The following is a 22,724-nucleotide window of genomic DNA, read 5'->3' on the forward strand; positions in this document are numbered from 1 at the left end:
CTACTCCTTCTCTTCCACAATAGGTCTACATGCAACGGGAACGACTGCCTGCAGGCGAAAGCCATGAGGTTCTATAGACGAAAAAAAACAGTAGCCCCCCGATGCTTTACACCGCTTTGTTACGCCATTTAGACCATACCCTAAATTTAAAGGTTCTTCTTTAGCAGTTACTCCATTGTCTGTGACCGTAAGGTAAATCGTATCGTTTACTTCTTCAATATCAATGCTGGCAATAGTCGCATTTGAATGACGAAGCACATTGGTTAATGACTCCTGCAGAACTCGATATAACACGATACTTGTTTCAATAGGCCACTCTGTGACTTCCGATTTTTGATTAAGTTTGAACTGTATAGAAGATCTGCTTTGAGTTTGGGCTACGAGGCCTTTTAAAGCAACTAGCCCTAAACCCATTTCGTCATTTGACCATTCCTTTACCGCAACTCGAACTTCCGCCATAGCTTGACGAGCAATAGTAATTAACTGGCTGGTGGACTCAGCTGCTCTTTTAGGATCATTTACTTGCATAATCTGAAGGGCTTGCAATTGTACTATCAGTGAAGTCAATTGATGACCCAGTCCATCATGAATTTCGCTGGCAAGCCGGGTTCTTTCTTCTAAAGCTGCATAACGTACCGAATGAACCATAGCTTCTTGAAGTTCGTTATGCGTAGCCTCCAGCTCTTTATGAGTTTTATTTAACTCTTCAAGGTGGAGCGTTGTTAAGTAGTGAGCATCTCTTCTGATTTTTATACTTCGCGCTACGAGGATTACACAAAGCAGCCCTAAAAAACTGCTTAAGGACAATGAATAAATCAGAAAAACAGCAGTAAGTGTAGTGATTCCAACAATAAAAGAAACACGGGGATAAACTCGATTCATAAATAGGATAATAAAATAAAGCGGCCATAGTAAACTTGTATTCGGTGAGCCAAAAACATAATGAAGCACTAATATAATCAAAATCATTATAAAAGTAACAGCATAATATTTCACTTCAGTCCACCAAGCGTTTTTTGCCCAAATCAACACCATATATAGCAACAACACGATCAGACCACCTAGAAGGTTAATGAATCCTTGACCGCTATAATCTTTGTAATAGGAAATTGCTAAGAGCAATGACCCAACGAAACGAACCAGATTTACATATATTTTTTCTTCCTTGAATGTAAACTTCACGAGGTTCCTCCAAATTTCTATCTAGTTCAGAACTCAATTTATTACAAGATTCGACAGTATTAATACTATACGTCAAGCTCAATGCTCAGTCCAGTTTCAAGCTCAAAAGACACATTTATAATGTGAAAACAGTTTATGCAGCTCGATATTTTGAAACTTGTCCCGGCTTGAACCGTAATTTTTAAGAACAAAGACACAGCACAGCAGAGAGGAGCTATCATTAGTGGAATATTACCGCAACAATGTAGCCGACAGTTTACAGGATGTTCAGAGTTCAGCTAACGGGCTTACTTCGGCAGAAGTCGACAATCGTCTAAAAGATTATGGTTTTAACGAATTAAAAGGAAAGAAAAAAGATCCTGTTTGGAAGCTTTTTCTTGAAAACTTCAAAGACCCTATGGTAGTCGTACTGCTTATAGCCGCCATTGTCCAGATTGTTATGGGACAAGTTATGGAGTCGCTTATTATTTTCCTCGTGTTGATTCTCAATGCAGTTATAAGTGTCATCCAGACCCGTAAAGCGGAGAGTTCACTTGATGCCTTGCAGCAGATGTCAGCCCCCGAGGCCAAAGTGCTGCGTGATGGAGAATTAAAAACCGTCCCGGCAAGGGAACTTGTACGCGGTGATATCGTCTGGCTGGAAGCCGGCGATTTCGTACCCGCCGATGGCCGGATTATAGAATCGGAAAGCTTAAAAATAAATGAGGGTATGCTAACCGGAGAATCCGAAGCTGTGGAAAAGCATACAAATATCATCGCGAAAGAATCTCCGCTTGGAGACCGGCGTAATATGGCGTTCAGCGGTTCACTAGTTGTATATGGCCGCGGAACGCTAGTAGTAACGGGAACTGCACTCACTACCGAAATCGGAAAAATTGCTGAACTCATTGAAAGCGCCGAAGCCAAGCAAACGCCGCTGCAGCGCAAGCTCGAAACATTCAGCAAGCAGCTGGGGGTAGCAATTATACTCCTGTCCATTGTAATCTTTGCCATCCAGGCCGGACGTGTTTGGTTATCGAATGAGACTGTGGATACAACAGAAGCTATCCTGAATGCGTTAATGTTTGCAGTCGCTGTGGCGGTTGCTGCGATTCCCGAAGCTCTTTCCTCAATAGTAACTATTGTCCTATCCGTAGGTACTAATAAGATGGCTAAGCAACATGCGATTATTCGTAAGCTACCCGCTGTCGAAGCCCTTGGGTCAACCAGTGTCATCTGTACAGATAAAACCGGTACCCTCACCCAGAATAAAATGACTGTTGTAGATTACTTTCTTCCAGAAGGTGACCGTGATCAATTCAATCAAGCGCCTGAAGAATGGTCTGAAGAAGCCCGGCGGCTCCTGCATATTGCCGTGCTCTGCAACGACTCTAACATTAATGAGGATGGTAAAGAGCTGGGTGATCCTACAGAGGTAGCACTTATTGCCTTCAGCAACAGCAAGAATAAAGATTATAAGGAAATACGCGATAATTTCCCTCGCGAAGCCGAACTACCTTTTGACTCGGATCGCAAGCTGATGACGACCTTGCATACTTTTAACGGACAAAAAGCAATGATTACTAAAGGTGGACCCGATGTGCTCTTTGGTCTATGCTCGCATGTACTGTTAAGTGGAAAAGAAGTGTCGATGACACCAGAAGTTCTTGAACGCTTCTTCGAAGCCAATGAGGAGTTCTCCAGCAGAGCACTCCGTGTACTTGCCTATGCCTACAAAACCGTACCAAATACAGTTACTGAAGTCGGATTGGAGGATGAACAAAATCTAGTGCTCGTAGGTTTGACAGCTATGATTGATCCACCTCGGGAAGCTGTCTACGGCGCGATCGCAGAATCTCAGAAGGCTGGAATCCGAACCATCATGATTACCGGTGATCATAAGACAACCGCACAAGCGATCGGCCGCGATATCGGTCTGATGACTGAGAATGAAATTGCCGTAACCGGCCAAGAACTCGATGCCATGTCTGACGAGGAACTTGATCAAAAACTTGAACAGATCGGTGTCTACGCCCGTGTCTCTCCGGAGAACAAGATCAGAATTGTCCGCGCGTGGCAGCGGAAAGGCAAAATAACAGCCATGACCGGTGATGGTGTAAATGACGCGCCTGCTTTGAAACAAGCAGATATCGGAGTTGCCATGGGCAGTGGAACCGATGTTGCCAAAGATGCGGCTGCCATGATTTTGACCGATGATAATTTTGTATCCATTGTCAATGCTGTATCTGTGGGCAGAACGGTATTTGACAATATTAAAAAAGCGATCGCCTATTTGTTCTCAGGTAACCTGGGTGCAATTATCGCCATCCTCTTTGCCCTTATTTTCAACTGGATTAATCCTTTCACAGCGATTCAGCTTCTATTCATCAATCTGGCGAATGATTCTCTGCCCGCCATAGCTCTTGGGATGGAAAAACCTGAACCTAATGTGATGAACAGAAAACCAAGAGAGCTCAAGGAAGGAATATTCGCAGGAGGAATGATGCAGGCCATTGTCACTCGTGGTCTACTCATAGGTATAGCTGTTATCATATCCCTGTATATCGGACTTCAGGATTCGCCTGATATGGGCGTAGCTATGGCATTCACAACCCTGATCTTGTCTCGTACATTGCAGACCTTTGCCGCCCGTTCGAACAGTCAAACTGCTATTGAAGCTGGCCTTTTCAGCAACAAATACGTCATCGGAGCCGTTCTGGTCTGCTTTGCCTTTTACGGCATTGCGGTTCTGCCAGGAGTTAGAGAAATCTTCTCGATTCCGGCTTCATTTGGAATGTCAGAGTGGCTGATTGCAGCAGGCTTAGCCCTCGGCTCCCTCATCCTAATGGAATTAACGAAGGTTGTTCGAAGAGCTTTTACACCCAAATCTGTTGAACAGAACCCTGTAAATTCCTGAGTAAGCTATAATTGACTGAAAAAAAAAACAGCGATCTCCAATGATGGAGTATCGCTGTTTTTCTGACATCTAGAGTTAAACCCAGAAAAACTTCTGTTGATTTTAATCAAAATAAAATAATTCTTCGAATTTTTTATCCAACGCAATACATAAAATCAAAGCTAATTTTGCAGTAGGGTTAAACTGTCCGGTTTCAATCGAGCTTATAGTATTTCTTGAGACACCCACCATTTCTGCCAATTGTGCTTGCGATAATTTTTGTTCCGTTCTTGCTTCGCGCAGTTTATTTTTTAAAACCAAAGGTTCACTCATACTAATCACTCATCCCATAAAAGTAAATAAACAAAAACGAAACACTTATAATTAATCCTAAAATGAAATTGAGTAAATGCATCTTTTTCTTAGTTACAGAATACATCCCAAGACCTTCACAGCTCAAATATCCAAAAAACATGGCTATCAAGGCTTTTAATGCAAGATTTGTTTCCTGACTATGATTATATAAACTGAAGACACTCAGAATGCAAAATACAATCAACATTCCAATGAATCCGCTTTTTCTGCCTTTAGCAAATACAAATTCTTTTCCTTCGTCTCCTTTTTCATTTCTGCTTTTTTCTAATATTTCTTCCTTTTTCATAAAAATTTCTCCTTTCAAATTGAAAAGATGATGACAAGTTTTCTTGTCATCATTATTATAATACGCCAAGTTTTCTTGTCAAATAAAAAATAGCTCACTCCAATCCAAAGATTGGTAGTGGGCTATTTTCTATACCTTCATATATTGGTTATATAATTGCTCGAAAGTATTGTATCGTTCGACTTTCCTGCCTACCTTGTTGTATTCCTCCAGATATTCATCCATGACCTTCAGAAACTCATTTTTAAAGACTTGAAGATGGTCAGAATCAAAATACTGCATGATATCAAACTTTTTAGTTCCCTTCCATTCTGTCATTTCATCAAGAAAACCTTGTATGCCCATTGCTGCAAGATACGCATACGATCTATCACCCGATTCTACACTTGCTATAATCTTATTGCGGTAGTTGCACCATAATTCCTCATAAGTTCCGCCAAGATTATCATAACTTGGGACAGGCTGCACTACAAAATCCTTATACATTTTATTATATAAATCATTGATGTTTTTAAGGGCCTTATATGCTGCACTTCTGATTTCATCGATAGTCTTCGCCTCTATCACAGCCATATATGTCTTTTCAAAATCATCAGGAACATAACGGTACGTAGCTATTTCCTCTAAATATCTCTTAATTCCCCGTTTGAAATAAGTATTGTTCAAATGAGTTAGCGCATTTAACAAATTGTATAAAACTTCGCTTGAAGCATACCTTACTGCTCCTATATGTTCAGAAAGTAACGTATTCGCATATTCCTGTTTTGCTATGTCTATACACTTTTTCGCTCTACTGATACATTCTCTCCCTATAGGCATTGCCAGAGCATCGAGTGCTCTCTGTTTATATAAATTTAGCTTTTCCAAATATTCGGGTTTTGCACAGTATAACACCTGTAAATCCACCAGACATGAAATCATTGGACTCTCGAGATTGGCTTGATCTTCTATCCTTGTTTCCCATGGCGTACAATATAGATCGTATCCAATATCATCCAAGATAAAACACGAAGATATTCCCCAGCCTTGCTCTGTGTTATTAATTATGATTAGATCAAGATCGCTTTTTTCATGAAAATCCCCAGTACTAAAAGAACCTGTAAGCCCTATAATTGCAATATCATCAGAAAAATCTCTCTTAGCCCGTTCAATGACCATGCTAATAAGCTTTTCATTTTTGATTAAGATCTTTTCTTTATGAACAGCATCCATATCCATGTCCCCTCTCCAACCTTATTAATTCTATTGTATAAGCATATTGTTAGAGTAGGTATTCCAACTTTAATTATATTAAATCTATACCAAGCCTTTCCTCTCCTTCAAAGAAAACAAAAAAACGCGCTGGCAAGAGCATAATTAGCTTCTCTCCAACGCGATTTATAGTCATTAGTGAATATTTTTCTTTTTAAAACTGCCGCCCTTAACTTCTGCAACATCGTAGACTACTACAAAAGCATTCGGGTCAATTTCACGAATAATATCTTTTATTTTACTTTCTTCCAGACGGTTAATGACACAAGTGATTTCTTTGAATTGTTCATTTGAGTAGCCGCCATAAGCATCTGTATAAGTTGCTCCACGACCCAATCGGTCACGAATAGTCTCGACCATGATTTCCGGTTGAATAGTGATGATTTTAAACGTTTTAGAGCCACTCAAACCTTCTTCAATAATATGAATGACCTTAGAAGCAATAAAATAAGCAAGTGCTGATAGAATAGCCCCTTGTAGGCCAAATACTGTTGAAACAACAATAAAGACAAACATGTTTAGAAATAAGATTAAATCACTGGTCCCAAAAGGTAATTTTCGTGAAAGTAAGACAGCTAACATATCTATCCCATCTAATGCTCCACCATTACGTAAGGCTAACCCCATACCAAAACCGATAATAATCCCGCCAACAACGGTAATTAATAAGGTATCACCTTCTATAATCGTCGGTACATGATGCATAAGACTAGTGCCAATAGCCAGTGAAGCAATACCGATAACGGAATAAAGAGCAAAGCTTTTACCAATTTGCTTATATCCTAGCCACACAAAAGGGATATTAATTATGCCAATTAGCAGCCCTAGCGGTAAGCCAAACAGTTCAGAGCCAACGATGCTTAGACCTGTGACACCTCCATCTGAGACGTTGTTGGGTATCAATACGGATTCTAGACCATAGGCAGCTATTAGCGCCCCAATAATAATCATGAATACTTTTGAGAATATCTTGAGTTTATTTGATTTCTGTTTACGCGTTTCAATCATTGAATTTCTCCGTTTCACATTGCTTAATTTAGTCCATAAAAATTTCCTCTAAAGGTCTTCCGTCACCTGGATTAAAATCAATCCCTAAAATTTTTGCCATCGTGGGGGCTATATCTACCATTTCGATGTCCCCTATAGGATACCCATTTCTAATCTTTTCCCCGGAGACAACCAAGTTGCATCTATAGCCGTCTTTATCAGGAGAATAGCCATGCGTGGCAAATTTAACGCCTTGTTTGTCCAAATCAACAATCGTTGGTTCATCCATACTTTCGTCGAAACAATAACCTCTCTTAGCCTCAAGCATATACTTTGTGGTTTGGCCCACATGAACATAATCCAGTTCATCTCTAGCATACAATTTCTCTATACCTGAAGATTCATCTCTCATATTATCTCCAATAACAGCTAATGCTATTTGCTCAGCTTCTTCATCGCCCTGCCGGATATGCAAGTAAGCCGCTCCACCCCCACACTGAAAGTAAGCTCTCCACTTCATTTCGCCGTTCTCTTCATAGATCAGGCCCTTTTCCTGCAAAAGGTTGTTCAAATGCACTCTGTACCTAACATTAAACTGGCCATGGTCCCCCAAAATTAAAAAAATCGTATCATCCTTCATCCCCGCTTCATCCACTGCCTGCATAATATCGCCTAACCTTTTATCCATACGTGTGATTACCTGCTTCACTTCGTCACTGTCAGTTCCATAAGCATGTTTGGCATCATCCAGATCGATCAGATGCATCATTAGAAGATTAGGTTTTTTGCGCTTAATCGTGTCTATAGCACATTTGGTCGTGAAGTCATCCAGATAGGGCTGCTCAATCCCTTTGCGGATCCGGCCATATTTCAGCTCCATATCCACGCAGTATAAGGGGCTTCCGCTTTTTAATATCTTCAGTGCCTGATTTTCGTTTTTGATGGCTCTGATTTCAGGTATATTGTATTGGATGGAGGATTTACCCGATACTGGCCATAGGATTCCGGCTGTGCTCATCTTATGCTCGCGCGCAACATCGTAAATCGTTGGCACCTTGATCGCATTTCTAAACCAGAACCAATTCTGCTCCTCTTCCTTAATAAAAGGCTGAAACGGATTGTTGTGATGGATGCCATGCTTATCCGGATATACACCGGTTGCTATGGTCGTGTGCACTACATATGTGAGTGTCGGATACACACTTTTCAATTTATGGCTATGAGCTCCGTTTTTAATTAATTTACTTAAGTTTGGAAGCCGGCTGGCCAATGCCCAGTGGTCTTCTGAAAAGGCATCGTAAGAGATGACGATCAAATGCTTGGCCATAGCCGTTTGTGCTTTAATTGACTTCATAGAATAAGCCCCTTAGGTTCGTCATGTTCAGGCTGCTCTTTAGGTAAAGTTATAAATACGAATAATCCAATAATAAAAAGTGGGATAATCGCTAAAATACTAAATTTAGCATTACCTGTTAAGGTTGTTGTTAAAGACATTACAGCAGGACCAACAATGGCCGCGAACTTGCCAAAAATATTGTAAAAACCAAAGAATTCATTGGAATTCTCCTTTGGAATGATCTTCGCATAATAAGACCTGCTGAGCGCCTGAATGCCTCCCTGAGCGGAACCAATTAGCGCACCTAAAATAAATATATGCCACACTGAAGTGATAAAAAAAGCCGCGATGCAGGAAATGATATATGTAACAATCCCCACGATTATCAAAGTCCTGGCGGAGTATTTTTTGGCGAGATTACCATACAGGATTGCACAAGGAAAAGCGATGATCTGGATAACTAATAATATCCCCAGTAAGGTAAAGGTGTCAAAAGCATCCGCACCCAGAACCGATGTGGCATAGGGCACCACCATTTTAATAATCGTATCTACCCCATCAATATAAAGAAAGTACGCAATTAAGAAAACAAATACAACTTTATGCTGTCTAACATTCCTAAAGGTGTCTCCCAGTCTTTTAAAACTGTTGATTACAGGTCTTGGTTCAGGCTCAATATAATATCTCTGCTTCACATCTCTGATCATGGGTATGGTCAACAGCCCCCACCAAAGGGCAGTAATGATAAACCCAATCTGATAACCGATCGACTTATCCATCCCCATAAACAGAATCAATAGCAGGCTGATGCCAAATGGAATGACGCTGGCGATATATCCATAAGCAAAACCTTTTGTGGATACCTTATCCATCCTTTCATCAGTGGTTATATCCACAAGAAAAGAGTCATAAAAAATATTGGCTCCGGCAAAACCTATAACAGACAGGATATAAAACACAATCAATAACTGCCACTGCCCGCTCGCAGGTGCAACGAATGCCAACGAAGCCGTAGCCATCACACCTATCAAAGAGAAAAATAAGAAAAAGCGCTTTTTCTTATCCTTGTAATCTGCGATCGTGCCTAAAATCGGACTAAGGATAGCCACTAGAATACTCGCAATGGAATTAAAGTACCCTAAATCCATGCTGCTGTTAACATTTGAAAACATGCCAAATACAATAGGCAATAAAGCAGTTGTAACCGCCATCGAATAGGCCGAATTCCCACAGTCATATAAAATCCATGATTTTTCCTCTTTGCTAAGTTTCATCTAACAGCCACCTTTTCACCTATTTGTAACTGTTATATCATTTCAGCATAAGAGGCATGTTAAATGAATGTTAATTCCATCACAACTTCTTCATAAAAAAAACGACCTTTTAAAATCGAAAGGTCGCTTACTCGCATTTATATATGAATTTAATATTTGACGAGATATTCGCAATATTCATCCCCATTAACATTACATTTTATTTCCCGGACGGAAACCCGCTTTCCACGAATTTTAGTAAGTGCTCCTTCAATAATGGCCCCCTCCAGGTCACAAACCATTTTTCCTTCCATAATAGGTAACCCTTCGCAGAAACAATCGTGTACTGCAATCGTCATCCCCTTGTCATCTTCATGGGTTATTATAGGAATCCCTATCTTCAATTCTTCGAATAACTCGAATAGTTCATTAACCGAGGTAACACCAAATTCTTCCCCAATTTTTCTTCCTATAGTCAACGTTGTACCCTTACCATTCATGGGTAACGCTTGATATAAACCAATCAGTCTAATCGTTCTGAAAAGCTCTAAAGGTACGACATTACCTAAATTTTTTCTCTTTATTTTTTTCATATCTGTAAAAGTAAATTGATCCATGCCAGTAGCCTCCAATTGCTTATGTAATTTATATTTCAAATTTAATTGATATATTGAGTATAAACGTATCCAATAATTGCTTTGTGATCTTACGCACATCCTGATTTTTTGTAGAACTATAACAAAAAAAAGCAACTTCCCTATTGGCAAGTCGCTCCTTCATTCCTTAGATACAGCAGCATCTCAAATATGATAATCATAAACCCAAGGCAAAATAACCCTCACGCTAGTTCCAACCTGAACCTCTGAATCTACCTTAATATGCCCCCCATACATTTCGATTAGTTGTTTACAAATCGATAATCCAATCCCTGTCCCTTTTTGCTTGGTAGTAAAGAAAGGGTCAAATATCCGTTTTAATTTATCCTGTGGAATTCCTTCTCCATTGTCTTTAAAGAGTAGAATAATTTCGTTTGTCTCAGCAGCTGTGGTAACAGAAATATCTATTCTGCCTCTAAAAGCTGTGAAGGAATCGATACTATTTTTCAAAATATTAAGAATTACCTGCTCTAGCTGAGAGGCGCTTCCAAACGTTAGTACTTTTTCTAAAGAGCACTCTACTGAAAGTATAATATCATCACTAAGTATGAGTTGATTCACAATGTTATTAACTCTATGTATAACCTCCATAACGTTAAATACTACGCCGTTATTTTTTGTACTGTCACCTTTTCGAGCCAGTATTAGAAAGTCCGTTACTAATCCATTCAGAGCATCAATCTCTTTGATGGTGATATCCAGATATGCACGCAATTCATCCGCTTTGATCTCCGGCTCATTTAGCCTGATATTTACAAGCTGAGCAAAACCTTTAATCGAAGCTAGCGGATTTCTTATTTCATGCGCCATTCCTGCTGCCATTTGTCCCATAACAGCAATTTTTTGTTCATGTAAATTGTCAATCTGTTGATTTTTATTAGACAAATAACCTTGTGCAAAGCCAGTAAAACGGGTCCAGTTGCATTCCATTAAACGATTATAAAAAAACAATCGGATCGCGGAATCATCTACAAACTCTTCAATGATCTTAAACATAATATTCTGAGCGGTTAAATTTAAATCCTTGCTCATATCAAGTAAGATATCAAAATGATCACCGAATATTTCTGCAGTATAAACCCCTTGCTCAGCCCCCTCTTTTTCTAGCAGGTTTAAGTATTGATCGTAACCAAAAGAATCAAAAAACAAGGCTTCTACCATACTCATTAATATCGTACTGAATGATGAATCTAACAATTCCTTATGCGCCTCTACAAACCAGGAGAATTCGATGTTTTTCATAGTCATAGAATGATAATGCCTGTTTAAAATGATTGGAACTGCTAAGGTTAATGACGAACGCAATTCATTTTCTTTGTATGACATTTTCATCCTCCTTCTTTGTAGTTTGTATTCAAGATATGTGTATATTTTCCTGCTTCAAAAACACAGTAATTCACTTTGTTTTAATCACTATATTATATTCTGACACTTGACTGTTAGAGTAGCATCGAAGATAATTACAACCTCACCAAAAAAACTATAATTAGGAAGATCATTGATTTTGAAAAGGGGCGGTCGTCATTAGCTGGTTAAGTGATCTCTATAAATTACAGAAGCAGGAGCTAAAGAAGGACATCGAGCCCTCTTTAGTCAATGCTATCTTTCGAATGTATGATAAATTCCCCAGGATTGGACTTAAAGAGCGGATCGGCCAGCAGGATATGTCTCTAGATATCGCTGATGCCTATATAAATGGTCGTAACGCGATGATTGAAGCTGGAGTCGGTATCGGCAAGTCCTTTGCCTACCTCATTCCCAGCCTGCTTATTAACCAAATCTCAAGGCAACCGGTTATTATTGCGACATCCTCCATACAACTTTCAGAACAAATACATAAAGATCTGAGATTCATCGGAAGTCGTCTCGGATTTACAAGGGTACGTTCGGTAGTTGGAAAAGGCATGGGGCAGTATGCTTGCCGGTATAGGGCAGCAGATCTGTTCCAAGCGGATGATTCAAACACTCCTCTGTCTGCGCTTTCTCAACAGATTGTGAATTATGAAATTGATGAGCGGGCAGATATTAAGGGCGGGGTTAGTGATGCTGTATGGTCTAACGTTTGTGTGAATGATTGCAAATTTGAACGTTGCCATTATAAAAGTACATGTACGTTTTATGAGATGAGAGCTAAAATTAATGCCAACGCGAGCGACATGGATTTTATTATCGTAAACCAGGATCTGCTCATCCGTGATTTAATCAAGAAAAAGGAAGGAACGAAGGGGTTAATCACCGAACGGCCGGCTCTGATCGTAATTGATGAAGCGCATAATCTGGAAGCAAAGGTTAGAGATGCAAGAACGCTCGAATTTACTTACCGGGGAACCTGCCGTATTCTGGATGACGCCTTACAGATTCTCTTCAAGCAATCTGCCGATACGGAGCTTATGCCGCAATTTAAATTTATAAAAAGATGCGTTGGCCATATTTTTAAACAAGTAGAGGCAGACTTACTGCAAACAGCCAAGCAGGACAATGACCGTATAAAAATATCGCAGATCACAGGAATCCCCTTAAGACGAGCGGCACAGGTTTTAAAAGATTTTAATCTCAGCCTTTCCGTCTTAACTTCACGGCATGAACGGGAGATTGACAATATTTTTGAAGCCATGAACGGACTTATCGACCTCTTTGATGTACTCGCCGGAGTAGAGGATAACTATCTGATCTGGGCAAGTAATACCCAGCGGGAGAGTACCCTTAGTATCTGCCCTAAAGGGATAAGCCAGTTTCTGAAATATACCTTATTTAACGGGAAAACCTCAGTTATTTTAACGTCAGCAACCATGTGTCAAAGCGGAGAAACGCTGGAGGAACAATACGCTTATCTCACTGAGTCCCTCGGTTACAGGGGAGATTATATGGAGCGCCAAGCTTCACCGTTTGATTATGACAACCACACCATGCTGTATATTGCCAAGGACATCCCCTACTATAACCATCAGCGGCGGGAAGATTATCTTGAAGCGGCATACAAGGAAATGATGAGGCTCTGTAATTTAACAGACGGGCGGACATTGGTTCTTTTTTCAGCTAAAGAGGATATGAAGTATATTCATAAGAAATTAAACTCTGAGAAGCTTGCATGGGCATTACATGTTCAAAGGGAAGGTTCGTCCCAGGACGGGGTGATCGCTGACTTTCGGGGCAGTAAAGGCGTTCTACTTAGTACCGGTGTATTCTGGGAAGGTGTGAATATCGAAGGTTCCGATTTGTCACAGTTAATCATTTTCCGTCTGCCTTTCCCTGTTCCTGCCGATCCTGTCTATGAATATAAGACTTCGATGGCAAAGAATCCCTTGAAGGAGGTTTTTGTACCGGACATGCTGCTTCGGTTAAGACAAGGAACCGGGCGCCTGATCCGCAGTGAAACTGACCTTGGTGTACTCAGCATACTCGATTCCCGCCTGTCCATTGCCGCCAAAAAGGATTACCGGGATCAGGTACTGGAAGCCTTACCTTTTAAAAAGGTTACTGAGGATTTCAAGGTTCTGGAGAAGTTTGTGAAAGAAAAAGGGATACTGCTTAGTGATACGTAGAGAAATGAAAAAAAGCAACCCATCCGCAGACAAGTCGCTTCTAAATCCTGTAACGTTATCTGGCAATTAAACAACTTTATGTTTGTATACCCGCATCGCTAATAAATACGCAACTACTAGAATGGCTATGCACCATATGATGGCTCCCCAAATATCATTGCCGACAGGCTGCCCCATCAGGAGGGAGCGAACCGCCTCTACTATAGATGTAACGGGCTGGTTTTCAGCAAAGGCGCGAACGACTGGCGGCATCGATTCGGTAGGCACAAAGGCCGAGCTGATGAAAGGAAGGAAAATAATCGGATAGGAAAAAGCAGTCGCGCCGTCCACCGATTTTGCGGATAGTCCAGCAATTGCCGCGCCCCAAGTTAGAGCCAGCGTAAACAATATGAGGATGCCGGCAACCGCCAGCCATGAGAGCACTCCTGCCGATGAACGAAACCCCATAATCAATGCAACAAGAATGATGACGCTAACTGAAATCGCATTGGATATCAGGGAGGTCAGCACATGTCCCCACAGCATGGTAGAACGTGCAATCGGCATAGAATGGAATCTCTGAAAAATCCCTTTTTGCACATCGTTAAACAGGCGGTAAGCCGTATAAGTTACACCACTTGCAATAGCGATCAGTATGATCCCGGGCAACAAATAATTCACATAGTTATCCGTACCCGCCTGGATGGCCCCACCGAACACGTAAACAAACAACAGCATAAATGCAATTGGCATGATAGTTACCGTGATGATGGTATCCATACTGCGGAGAATATGGCGCATAGAGCGTCCAAGCATTACACTCATGTCACTGAAAAAGTGCTTCTTAATCATTTCCATTTACTTCCCCTCCTTTTTGCCGATGATTGCGAGGAATATTTCCTCCAGCGTCGGCTGCTTTTCAATGTACTCAACTTTTGCGGGCGGGAAACGCTTTTTTAGTTCTTCGAGTGTACCGCTCGCAATAATTTTACCTTCATGTAGAATGGCGATTTGATCAGCAAGCTGCTCTGCTTCTTCCAAATACTGCGTCGTCAAAAAGACAGTCGTACCGCCGTCGGCAAGCTCCTTAACCATCTTCCATACATCAATCCTTGCCTCAGGATCAAGTCCAGTGGTTGGTTCGTCGAGGAAAATAATCTGCGGTTTTCCAACAAGGCTCATCGCGAGATCTAATCTCCGGCGCATCCCGCCTGAATAAGTGGATACCTTGCGATCCGCGGCATCGGTCAAAGTGAAGCGTTCCAGCAGATCGTCCGCAACTTGACGCGGATGCTTCTCATGGCGGAGCCTCGCAATCATGATCAGATTTTCCCGGCCGGTCAGAATCTCATCCACGGCGGCAAATTGACCCGTCAGGCTGATGGACTGGCGTACATAATCAGGCTTTGTGGCGACATCGAATCCGTTCACTGCAGCAGTCCCACCATCTTGATTTAGCAAAGTGGTGAGGATTTTGACAATGGTGGTCTTGCCTGCGCCATTGGAGCCAAGCAGGGCAAAACGCTGCCCTGCTCCACTTCAAAATCCACCCCCTTTAAAACTTGAAGCTGTCTGTAGGACTTTTCCAACCCAACCACTTTAATGGACTTGTTCATTGCATTCCCTCCTCAAGGTTTTGTTAGCATATCTTCATGGAATTCTCCCCGCAAAACTCACTTCGGAAGCTCCGGCTTATAGGACTGTAACCTTTGTCAAATCAGCTTCCATGCCTTTGAGCGCAGCGAAGGTCAACTTATCCATCATTGCACCGTCAAAGTTGATCGTTTTGATTGCACGATAAAACTTCTTGGATAACGAAAACCCGGAGAGGAATGACACATTTTTTAACGTCGCACCTCTAAACGAAATATCGTTCAGCGCCGACTTTTCAAACTTGACCCCGATAAAGGTCTGGCCGTCAAAACATAATCCCCGCAGATCAGAGGTTTTAAATTCCACACCGTCAAAGATACAGTTCTCAAAGATTGTTTTCGTGAGATCAGTCGTACACAGCTTGACGTCAGTCAGTCTTGTATTGATAAATTTCGCCCCTGTAAGTCCTGATGAGCTAAAGTTGGTACGAACAAGAATAGATTTGTGAAAGCTCGCATTTGCCAGTTCAATGCCGGACAGATTGCAGTCGGTGAGATTAGCGCTGTCGAACTTGGCCTCGCCTACGTCACTGCCCGCGAAAGAACTGCCAGTCAAGTCAGCGCCTGTAAAATCCGAACCCCGCAACGCGCTCACTTTAAAATCCCCTTTATGGGCGGTAACGCCTGCAAAATCACTCTTCGATAAGTTGCTCGCCCTAAAGCTCGTCACCACCTGACGCTCAAGTGAACGGGAGAGATTGGCAACCTCCTGCACCGTCTGTTCAATGTCGCCGATGCTGTCTATCGTCATCTTAAACGCCGTTTCATCATCCTTGCCTTCAGCCTTGAGTTCACTGAACCGCTCCTGCAAATCGGAAAGAAGGTCACTCTTTAATTCAGCAACGCTTTTTATCCCGTCATAGGGTGCGAATACGCCATTTAAATACATGTTTAATTTCTCATTCATATTATCAAGTCTCCTTATAATAAGTTTTCAAGCACACGCTTTGCATACTCCCAATTAGTCTTGTTATTGGCGTAAACAGCTTTCCCCTTCTCGGTAATCCGAAAATACTTCCGTCGTCCCCCCTGAGACTCATCCCCCCAATACCATTCAATGTCACCGTCTGCCTCAAGCCGCCGGACGCTGGAGTACATCGTAGCTTCTTTTAATTCATACTCGCCTCCGGAACGCTCAGCAATCAATTTGACGATTTCATATCCATAACGATCGGCTTCGGACAAGAGCCGCAATACCATCGTATCGGTATGTCCTCGCAGCAGATCGGATGTGATTTTGTTCTCACTCATTTCATCACCTCATAATCGCATTGTATATCATACTACTGTGACAGTCAATGTACTTTGATCATCATGTTTATACAAAATAAAAAAATGCCGTCCTTAGTTGTCTAAGGCAGCATTTTTCTTTTTAAGTCTGAAGTTCCAATCTACGCTAACCAGAAATAAGTTGATTTACGTCTGCTGGTAATTCACAGCTACCTGCAGGCAACCCTCACACAAAAATGCATAATAAATCCCCTCGCTGTCCTCGGCCTGTTCCATGTCCATTTGGGCAATAAACTTCATCGTCTTCGAACAGCAAGGGCACACAGGATATTCCGCATCCTGAATCCAAGCCGGATGTCCTCCAATCTGCGACGCAGGCGCCTCAAGCATCCAATATGAATTTTCATAGGTTCCCATCTGTCGTTCCGATAGCTGCATGGCATGCCATGCTATTTCTTCCCTGTCTTCATTTGCAGGCAAAAAATCAGGAACGGTATTATATTCACTCCACGAATATTGGCCATCCAGCTCCGCTTTCATAAACACGGTGCCATAACAATTACAATGCATGCAAGCTGCAATCCTTAACCGCTGGCCGGAAAGCTTTATAAATTGAACCAGTGGATTCTGCAAATCGTAATCAAACAGCACTGTCAACTTACCGCCACACCAAGGGCAGGAATGCTCACCCGCCTGTAGCGCCGCTACCGCCGTATGATCCCGATCCATCCCATTTTTTCCGTCCCTGTTTACTTCAAAATGATAACTCTCGGGGTAAAAAAGCAGCCTTTTCCCACCATCGGGATCTAATTCCCATCCTGCTTCGTGAGCATAGGTTTCCGGAGGCACATTTAACTCCGATGTCCATCGAGGCGGATGCTGCCGCCATGTCTCGAACTGCCGAACAACCTCTTCATCGCCAATCCAGGCCAATGCAAGCAGCAAATGATTACGGTTTTCCGAGTCATGCTCCAACTGATGAATGATCTTATCACGGATCTCCTGACCCGCTTCTTTATAGAGAATACCGGGATAATACTTCCCGTTAAGAAAAAAAGCCTCCAGCCCCCGTTCAATGGAAGCACTTGAAAAACATATAAGCGACAGTAAAATAGTCTCAGCCTGGTCAAAATCATCTTCTTCCATCAATTTAATGGCGTAGGTTTCCAATCGCTCCCTTTCGCTTTCAGTCAGTTGACGATATAACTCTTGCGCGGTTTTGTGATAGGGAATTACGTGTTCAAGCGGGCTCAACCTCCGCGGTTTGTGCATGATTTTAAGAATTTCAACCGGATCATTCACACCTGCGTACAAATCAATGTCTTTTCGATTTTGTTCAATATAAGCCTTTTGCTCCAGCGTAAGCTTCCTTTGATGACAGGGCATGCAGATTCCACCTGTCTTTAAAGCAGTTGCAGGAAGTATGCTTCCCTTGCAGTCTGAGGTTTGGCAGGGTATACGCTCGCTCATCGTATCTCTCCTATTCTGTATAAGTTATTCTCAAAGACTATTATTAATAAGCTAAACTGCATTATAGAATTAGCTATATTATAAAATTAGCTGCATTAAATATACCACCAGATTTAGCAGCTTTATATTCATTTCAGATTTCAATTGGATTTATCCCCCACCATCACCTTATACCGAAATAAAAAAGGTTAACCAGATATTTCTGGTTAACCTGATAAACGAAAACTCCCCCGGATAAAGAAGAACCGGTGCCCTTGTATTAAGCTTAATCCGTAATCTTCACATTTCCAAACACAGCCTTATTCCTCGAGTCATCCCCGGGATTGCTAAGTGCTATGCCAATATACACCTTGCGGTTCATCGGAATCTGAACAGTTCCGACCGTTTTCCAGTTATTCCCGTTCGTCGAAATAGCCCCTTTGAAGGTATTTCCACTTCGGGTCAGCTTTAGCCATCTTGGAGCCGAGGCAGCCGCAGTCTGATCAACCATATTGCCGGCAGTCTCTGCACGATACTGGAAGGCTGCCCCATTTTCGGGGGTAAGCATCATATCTGCATGCTTCGAATTATGACCCAGCGACTCCCGAATCATAATGCCGGCCTTGGCCCAGCCGTCCAATCGGCTAGTGGACTGCACTTTAACAATAATCTCCGCATTGCCTCGCACGGATTGGTATATATAATTTAGTTGATCTCCATTTCCCCAAATATCCGTAGAGCTGCTGCTGAGTGTAAATTGCTTATTGGAAGAATTGTAGGTAACGTTCCCCGGCATGGAACCGATATTCCGCGCCTTCCATCCTGTTGGTAATTGAGCCGGATAGTCTTGTTCTACCGGAGGCGTCCAGCCTGGCGTAGGCCAGGTTTCACGTTCTTTGATATTAGCCAGCTCATCTTCTGGCCAGGCCCCGTAAGCAAAGAACGACAGACGCTTCACACCTGGATAATTCTCGCGGATTCCCTTGTAAATCTCCTGATATTGATCATCTGTCCAGTCATTATCCAGCGTCGCAACAATTTCCACGTCACTGCCGCTAATCCGGTCGCTCGTATCCTTCAGGATGCCGTAGGAAGTGCTGTATACCCAATCACTGTTGAACTCCCAGTCATCAAAGTACGCCATTGGTGCAACAAAGTCGATATCATCCTTGAATTTCGCTACATTCTGCCCAACTTCAATGAATTCTGGCGGCAAAATATACACACCGAGCTGCACATCCGGCTTCGAGGACTGGGTGATATCCTGACGGATATCGCCCACATACTGTCCGATTTGATCGGTCCTCCATTCATTCCACTGCTCTCTCTGAGGCGAATCCGTCTCGAAGTCAATGCTGAGCGGTGAATACCCGAACTGCGCCTGATACTTCGTAACCGTGTAATCACTGACGTCCATGTTGTAATTATCGAAGCGGATCCAATCCAGCACAACGCCATCCACATCATAATTCTCGATCACTTCCTGAATGATGGAACGCTCATACTGCTGCACTTCATGGTGAATTGGATTGACGAAGTATTCGTTGCCGTTAGAACCTGTAAACGGAGTCTGAACCCCGTCAACCAGCGCCTGCATCTGCCATTCATCGTGCTCCAGGAAGGCCTGCTGATCATGGAACTGTGGAATCCAGGCATGAACCTTGATTCCTGCAGCATGGGCTGCCGTAATGACAGCCTGCAGGGCGTCGAAATTCTGGTAGCCTTGTGCAATTGGTGCGATATCACTCTGATAAAATACACTTCCAGACGGAACCTCATCATCTTCATCCTGCTTCACGTTCATGCTAATAACATCGACGCCATAGCTTGTAGACAGCGCGATGAAATTCTGGACATCCGTCATGTTCTTAAACTGGTTTACGGTCCGTACAATAACTTCCGTTTCGAAAGGGGGGTTACTCTCCTCCTCGGCCATAACAGGAACGGAACCACCGGCTATCGAAGAAACCAACACGATGCTTAACAGTGCTATAAACCTCGATCTCAACGCAAATGCCATAATCTCGCCTCCACTAGTATAAGATTTTATAAATAGTCTTATTTCGTCGCGTTGATTTTCTTAACATTTTCCTGCCATTTTTCGGTTCTGAATTCAAGCAGCTTAGCCAGCCCCGCTTTTTCGGTGTTCTTTTTAGCTGTCTCCAGCGCCGACAGCACCGCTTCATCCGACTTCGCCTGAACCATCTGGGCGTAAGCAAGGGTATAAATATCCCCGATATTCTGTGCGATGATGCCGATTTCCGTATCCGGAATCGGATCGGTATTTACAAACTCCGTGATATCCAACGCGGTTTTCCAGGTCACCGTGGACTGCGCCACGGTCTCCCAGGATTTCTGGTTCGCGGAAAGCAGCGCCTCGAGGCTCATTTTCGCCGTATCAATAAAGGTTGTATTTCCCGCCCAGTTAAAGTCCTCGAATTTCCGCATCGTTTCCGTGCGCTCGTTAGCAGGAGTCGTCTTGTATTTCTCGTTCGGGATTGGCGCTCCGTCCGCATCCTCTTCATCCCAGTACAAGCCTTTAGGACCGAAGAAAAGCACCTTCTGTCCCTCCGGACCCGTAATCCAGTCAAAATAAGCGAAGATGGCCTCTGGATCCTTGGCCTTTTTCGTAATGACATTAACGTTCCAACCCAGCGTCTCAAAGCCGCTTACAAACACTTGTGTTTTGTCTAGACCGCCTTTATGAATCGGCCATATAATCTCATAACCGCTGTCCGGATTATTCGCTGTCAGTGCCCGGTGTCCCTCGGCTCCATACGTAGTGATATTGGATTCGACCATGACTGCTACCCGGTTGGTATTGACCTTTTCTTTGACCGCATCCTGGGTTTGCTGCAGAGCATCCTGCGTAATCAGCCGTTCACGATACAGCTTATTAATATACAGCACCATCTCCTCGTAAGCGGGATCGTCCAAGATAGATGACAGCTTGTCGCCATCCGGATATCCCATGAGTGAAATGAACTTACTGGTGGAGTTCTCCTTAAAACCACCATACATAATTTCCAGACCTGCCCCCTTCTCCCCAACCTCCAGAGGTACTACATCCGGATACTTTTCTTGCACCTTAAGCAAATATTGATACAAATCATCAAAGGTCTCCAGCAACGGTCTGCCGAGTTCGTTATAAATATCTTTATTCACCATCCATCCGCCGTTGCCGAATTGCCCGGATGTATACCAGTTCGGAATTTGATAGATTTTCCCGTCTTCTGAACGGAGCAAATTCAGGGTGGATTCCTTCACATATTTCTTGAAGTTCGGATACTTCTCATAGTAATCATCCAGCGCAACGAGTTGTCCTGCCTGCACCAGCCGTTCCACTGAGGATCCCCGGTCAGTAAAAATAACATCCGGTAAATCACCGCCGACGATCATCGTGTTGAGCTTTTCTCCGGCCGCTCCTCCGGATTGTATCGGTTCAACAGTAACCTTACGGTTCTCCTGAATCCATTTTGTCGCCTCATTATCCCCCCATGGTGATGTCGTAAGCCAGTCATAGTTTCCATAGAAGCTGAAGGTGACGGGCTTGATCCCGCTGCCGTCATCTGTGGCGGCCTCAGTATTCAGATTTTTCTCGCTTGTGTTTGGTGAAGTGTTAGAATTTCCTCCTCCGCTACAGGCAGCGAGAAGAAGCACCAGTGAAGTCAGCAAAAGAGATACCCATTTCATACGATTGCGCATCTTTTCCCTTCTTTCTACATAATATGGAGACTGCTATTCTTTCATCGAACCGATCATTACGCCCTTAACAAAGTACTTTTGGAGAAAAGGATACGTCAGGATAATTGGAATGGTAGCGATCATCATCGTAGCCATAGTCAGTGACTTCGTGGTAATCGTCCGATTTCGGTTCATATGATCCAGCGCGATAGCATTCGATGAGCCTATTTGGGTCATGATGTTGGAGTTCATAATCTGGCGCAGCAGGGTCTGTATAGGAAGCAAGTGATCCTTTGTAATATAGATCGCTCCCGTAAACCAGTCATTCCAGTAACCTACTGCGGTGAATAAGGCAATCGTGGCCAGCACCGGGCCGGAGACGGGAATGACGATTCGGAAAAAAATGCCGTAGTTGCTGCTGCCGTCGATTTTGGCCGATTCCTCTAACCCCTCCGGCAGAGCGTGGAAGAAGGTGCGGATGACAATCATGTTCCAGACACTGATGATGCCGGGGATAATCAGCACCCAAAAGGTGTCCAGCATACCCAAAGAGCGAACTAGTAAATAACTAGGGATGAGCCCTCCACTGAAGAACATCGTAATCATGAAGAACACCATATATTGTTTTCGAAATAGCAATGTCTTCTTGGACATTCCGTAGGCTAACAGTGCCGTGAAAAAGACAGACAATGCCGTGCCGCATAACGTTCTAAGAATGGTGATCAGAAAAGAATTCAGCAGGCGTTGATCCTGAAACACAATATAATAATTTTCCAGAGTAAAAGCTCTCGGTAACAAGGTTACACCACCGAGCGCCGTATCGCTCCCTAGATTAAAGGAAATGACCAGCGCATTCCAAAACGGGTATAGCATGAGTAACGCCAGCAGCGTCAAAAGGATATACATACTCCGCTGCATGATTTTGTCGCCTAGGCTTAGTCTCATTGTTCACCCCTCCTAAAAGGTTTATGGAGCATCGGAAGCATT

Annotated in this window: 18 protein-coding genes and 1 pseudogene; 2 read left to right on the forward strand and 17 right to left on the reverse strand. The window is 42.9% G+C overall.

Going from position 1 to position 22,724, the window contains the following annotated elements; genetic code table 11:
- Positions 1 to 1,182, reverse strand: coding sequence for a sensor histidine kinase (locus NST45_RS19935; protein WP_036675782.1), 1,182 nt, complete (start codon positions 1,180 to 1,182; stop codon positions 1 to 3).
- A gap of 223 nt (positions 1,183 to 1,405) precedes the next feature.
- On the opposite strand from NST45_RS19935, the gene NST45_RS19940 reads away from it, so the two are divergent.
- Positions 1,406 to 4,078: a cation-translocating P-type ATPase gene (locus tag NST45_RS19940; protein WP_036675784.1), complete on the forward strand. Its 2,673-nt coding sequence runs from the start codon at positions 1,406 to 1,408 to the stop codon at positions 4,076 to 4,078.
- Positions 4,079 to 4,180: 102 nt separating this feature from the next.
- On the opposite strand, the gene NST45_RS19945 is transcribed toward NST45_RS19940, so the two are convergent.
- From NST45_RS19945 to NST45_RS19980, 8 genes are all read right to left on the reverse strand, one after another.
- Positions 4,181 to 4,390 carry a helix-turn-helix transcriptional regulator gene (locus NST45_RS19945; protein WP_036675786.1) on the reverse strand — a complete coding sequence of 70 codons (210 nt, stop codon included), beginning with the start codon at positions 4,388 to 4,390 and terminating at the stop codon, positions 4,181 to 4,183.
- 1 nt (position 4,391) lies between these two features.
- Positions 4,392 to 4,718, reverse strand: coding sequence for a DUF6442 family protein (locus tag NST45_RS19950; protein ID WP_036675787.1), 327 nt, complete (start codon positions 4,716 to 4,718; stop codon positions 4,392 to 4,394).
- Positions 4,719 to 4,847: 129 nt separating this feature from the next.
- Positions 4,848 to 5,936, reverse strand: coding sequence for a nucleotidyltransferase domain-containing protein (locus NST45_RS19955; protein ID WP_249267681.1), 1,089 nt, complete (start codon positions 5,934 to 5,936; stop codon positions 4,848 to 4,850).
- A gap of 168 nt (positions 5,937 to 6,104) precedes the next feature.
- Positions 6,105 to 6,977 carry a YitT family protein gene (locus tag NST45_RS19960; RefSeq protein WP_036675789.1) on the reverse strand — a complete coding sequence of 291 codons (873 nt, stop codon included), beginning with the start codon at positions 6,975 to 6,977 and terminating at the stop codon, positions 6,105 to 6,107.
- A gap of 28 nt (positions 6,978 to 7,005) precedes the next feature.
- A complete protein-coding gene (locus tag NST45_RS19965; RefSeq protein WP_076141181.1) occupies positions 7,006 to 8,310 on the reverse strand; it encodes an ectonucleotide pyrophosphatase/phosphodiesterase in 1,305 nt (434 codons plus the stop codon).
- Positions 8,307 to 9,566: an MFS transporter gene (locus NST45_RS19970; RefSeq protein ID WP_076141180.1), complete on the reverse strand. Its 1,260-nt coding sequence runs from the start codon at positions 9,564 to 9,566 to the stop codon at positions 8,307 to 8,309. Before NST45_RS19970 ends, NST45_RS19965 begins: the two co-directional genes overlap by 4 nt.
- A 149-nt stretch (positions 9,567 to 9,715) precedes the next feature.
- Entirely contained in the window at positions 9,716 to 10,162 is a 447-nt protein-coding gene (locus NST45_RS19975; protein ID WP_036675792.1) for a V4R domain-containing protein, read from the reverse strand.
- Between the two features lie 183 nt (positions 10,163 to 10,345).
- The gene (locus NST45_RS19980; protein ID WP_076098893.1) at positions 10,346 to 11,527 is read right to left on the reverse strand and encodes an ATP-binding protein; all 1,182 of its coding nucleotides are present in this window, start codon (positions 11,525 to 11,527) and stop codon (positions 10,346 to 10,348) included.
- A gap of 284 nt (positions 11,528 to 11,811) precedes the next feature.
- Here NST45_RS19980 and NST45_RS19985 point away from each other — a divergent pair, with 284 nt between their 5' ends.
- A complete protein-coding gene (locus NST45_RS19985) occupies positions 11,812 to 13,743 on the forward strand; it encodes an ATP-dependent DNA helicase (protein ID WP_249267680.1) in 1,932 nt (643 codons plus the stop codon).
- A 66-nt stretch (positions 13,744 to 13,809) separates the two neighbouring features.
- Here the strand turns inward: NST45_RS19985 and NST45_RS19990 are convergent, their stop codons facing one another.
- The 8 genes and pseudogenes from NST45_RS19990 to NST45_RS20025 form a co-directional block, all read right to left on the reverse strand.
- Positions 13,810 to 14,580 (reverse strand): ABC transporter permease, encoded by a 771-nt coding sequence (locus NST45_RS19990; RefSeq protein WP_076141178.1) that lies wholly within the window; start codon positions 14,578 to 14,580, stop codon positions 13,810 to 13,812.
- Positions 14,581 to 15,338, reverse strand: a pseudogene (locus NST45_RS19995) (ATP-binding cassette domain-containing protein). It lies immediately after the preceding gene.
- 76 nt (positions 15,339 to 15,414) lie between these two features.
- The gene (locus tag NST45_RS20000) at positions 15,415 to 16,281 is read right to left on the reverse strand and encodes a pentapeptide repeat-containing protein (protein WP_076206819.1); all 867 of its coding nucleotides are present in this window, start codon (positions 16,279 to 16,281) and stop codon (positions 15,415 to 15,417) included.
- A gap of 14 nt (positions 16,282 to 16,295) precedes the next feature.
- Entirely contained in the window at positions 16,296 to 16,625 is a 330-nt protein-coding gene (locus tag NST45_RS20005) for a PadR family transcriptional regulator (protein WP_036675798.1), read from the reverse strand.
- A 165-nt stretch (positions 16,626 to 16,790) separates the two neighbouring features.
- Complete coding sequence (locus NST45_RS20010) at positions 16,791 to 18,074, reverse strand: DUF1963 domain-containing protein (RefSeq protein WP_076179002.1); 1,284 nt, start codon at positions 18,072 to 18,074, stop codon at positions 16,791 to 16,793.
- A 265-nt stretch (positions 18,075 to 18,339) separates the two neighbouring features.
- The gene (locus NST45_RS20015) at positions 18,340 to 20,073 is read right to left on the reverse strand and encodes a family 10 glycosylhydrolase (RefSeq protein ID WP_339823602.1); all 1,734 of its coding nucleotides are present in this window, start codon (positions 20,071 to 20,073) and stop codon (positions 18,340 to 18,342) included.
- Positions 20,074 to 20,111: 38 nt separating this feature from the next.
- Entirely contained in the window at positions 20,112 to 21,758 is a 1,647-nt protein-coding gene (locus tag NST45_RS20020; RefSeq protein WP_076141175.1) for an extracellular solute-binding protein, read from the reverse strand.
- Positions 21,759 to 21,791: 33 nt separating this feature from the next.
- Entirely contained in the window at positions 21,792 to 22,682 is an 891-nt protein-coding gene (locus NST45_RS20025) for a carbohydrate ABC transporter permease (RefSeq protein WP_036675805.1), read from the reverse strand.
- Positions 22,683 to 22,724: the final 42 nt, after the last annotated feature.

This window comes from Paenibacillus sp. FSL R7-0163 (assembly GCF_037969975.1).
Lineage (GTDB): Bacteria > Bacillota > Bacilli > Paenibacillales > Paenibacillaceae > Paenibacillus_AQ > Paenibacillus_AQ odorifer.

Bases quoted from the DNA above. Each gene is read 5' to 3' on its own strand.
- NST45_RS19945 (WP_036675786.1), bottom strand. From the start codon at position 4,390: ATGAGTGAACCTTTGGTTTTAAAAAATAAACTGCGCGAAGCAAGAACG.
- NST45_RS19950 (WP_036675787.1), bottom strand. From the start codon at position 4,718: ATGAAAAAGGAAGAAATATTAGAAAAAAGCAGAAATGAAAAAGGAGAC.
- NST45_RS19955 (WP_249267681.1), bottom strand. From the start codon at position 5,936: ATGGATATGGATGCTGTTCATAAAGAAAAGATCTTAATCAAAAATGAA.
- NST45_RS19960 (WP_036675789.1), bottom strand. From the start codon at position 6,977: ATGATTGAAACGCGTAAACAGAAATCAAATAAACTCAAGATATTCTCA.
- NST45_RS19965 (WP_076141181.1), bottom strand. From the start codon at position 8,310: ATGAAGTCAATTAAAGCACAAACGGCTATGGCCAAGCATTTGATCGTC.
- NST45_RS19970 (WP_076141180.1), bottom strand. From the start codon at position 9,566: ATGAAACTTAGCAAAGAGGAAAAATCATGGATTTTATATGACTGTGGG.
- NST45_RS19975 (WP_036675792.1), bottom strand. From the start codon at position 10,162: ATGGATCAATTTACTTTTACAGATATGAAAAAAATAAAGAGAAAAAAT.
- NST45_RS19980 (WP_076098893.1), bottom strand. From the start codon at position 11,527: ATGTCATACAAAGAAAATGAATTGCGTTCGTCATTAACCTTAGCAGTT.
- NST45_RS19985 (WP_249267680.1), top strand. From the start codon at position 11,812: ATGTATGATAAATTCCCCAGGATTGGACTTAAAGAGCGGATCGGCCAG.
- NST45_RS19990 (WP_076141178.1), bottom strand. From the start codon at position 14,580: ATGGAAATGATTAAGAAGCACTTTTTCAGTGACATGAGTGTAATGCTT.
- NST45_RS20000 (WP_076206819.1), bottom strand. From the start codon at position 16,281: ATGAATGAGAAATTAAACATGTATTTAAATGGCGTATTCGCACCCTAT.
- NST45_RS20005 (WP_036675798.1), bottom strand. From the start codon at position 16,625: ATGAGTGAGAACAAAATCACATCCGATCTGCTGCGAGGACATACCGAT.
- NST45_RS20010 (WP_076179002.1), bottom strand. From the start codon at position 18,074: ATGAGCGAGCGTATACCCTGCCAAACCTCAGACTGCAAGGGAAGCATA.
- NST45_RS20015 (WP_339823602.1), bottom strand. From the start codon at position 20,073: ATGGCATTTGCGTTGAGATCGAGGTTTATAGCACTGTTAAGCATCGTG.
- NST45_RS20020 (WP_076141175.1), bottom strand. From the start codon at position 21,758: ATGCGCAATCGTATGAAATGGGTATCTCTTTTGCTGACTTCACTGGTG.
- NST45_RS20025 (WP_036675805.1), bottom strand. From the start codon at position 22,682: ATGAGACTAAGCCTAGGCGACAAAATCATGCAGCGGAGTATGTATATC.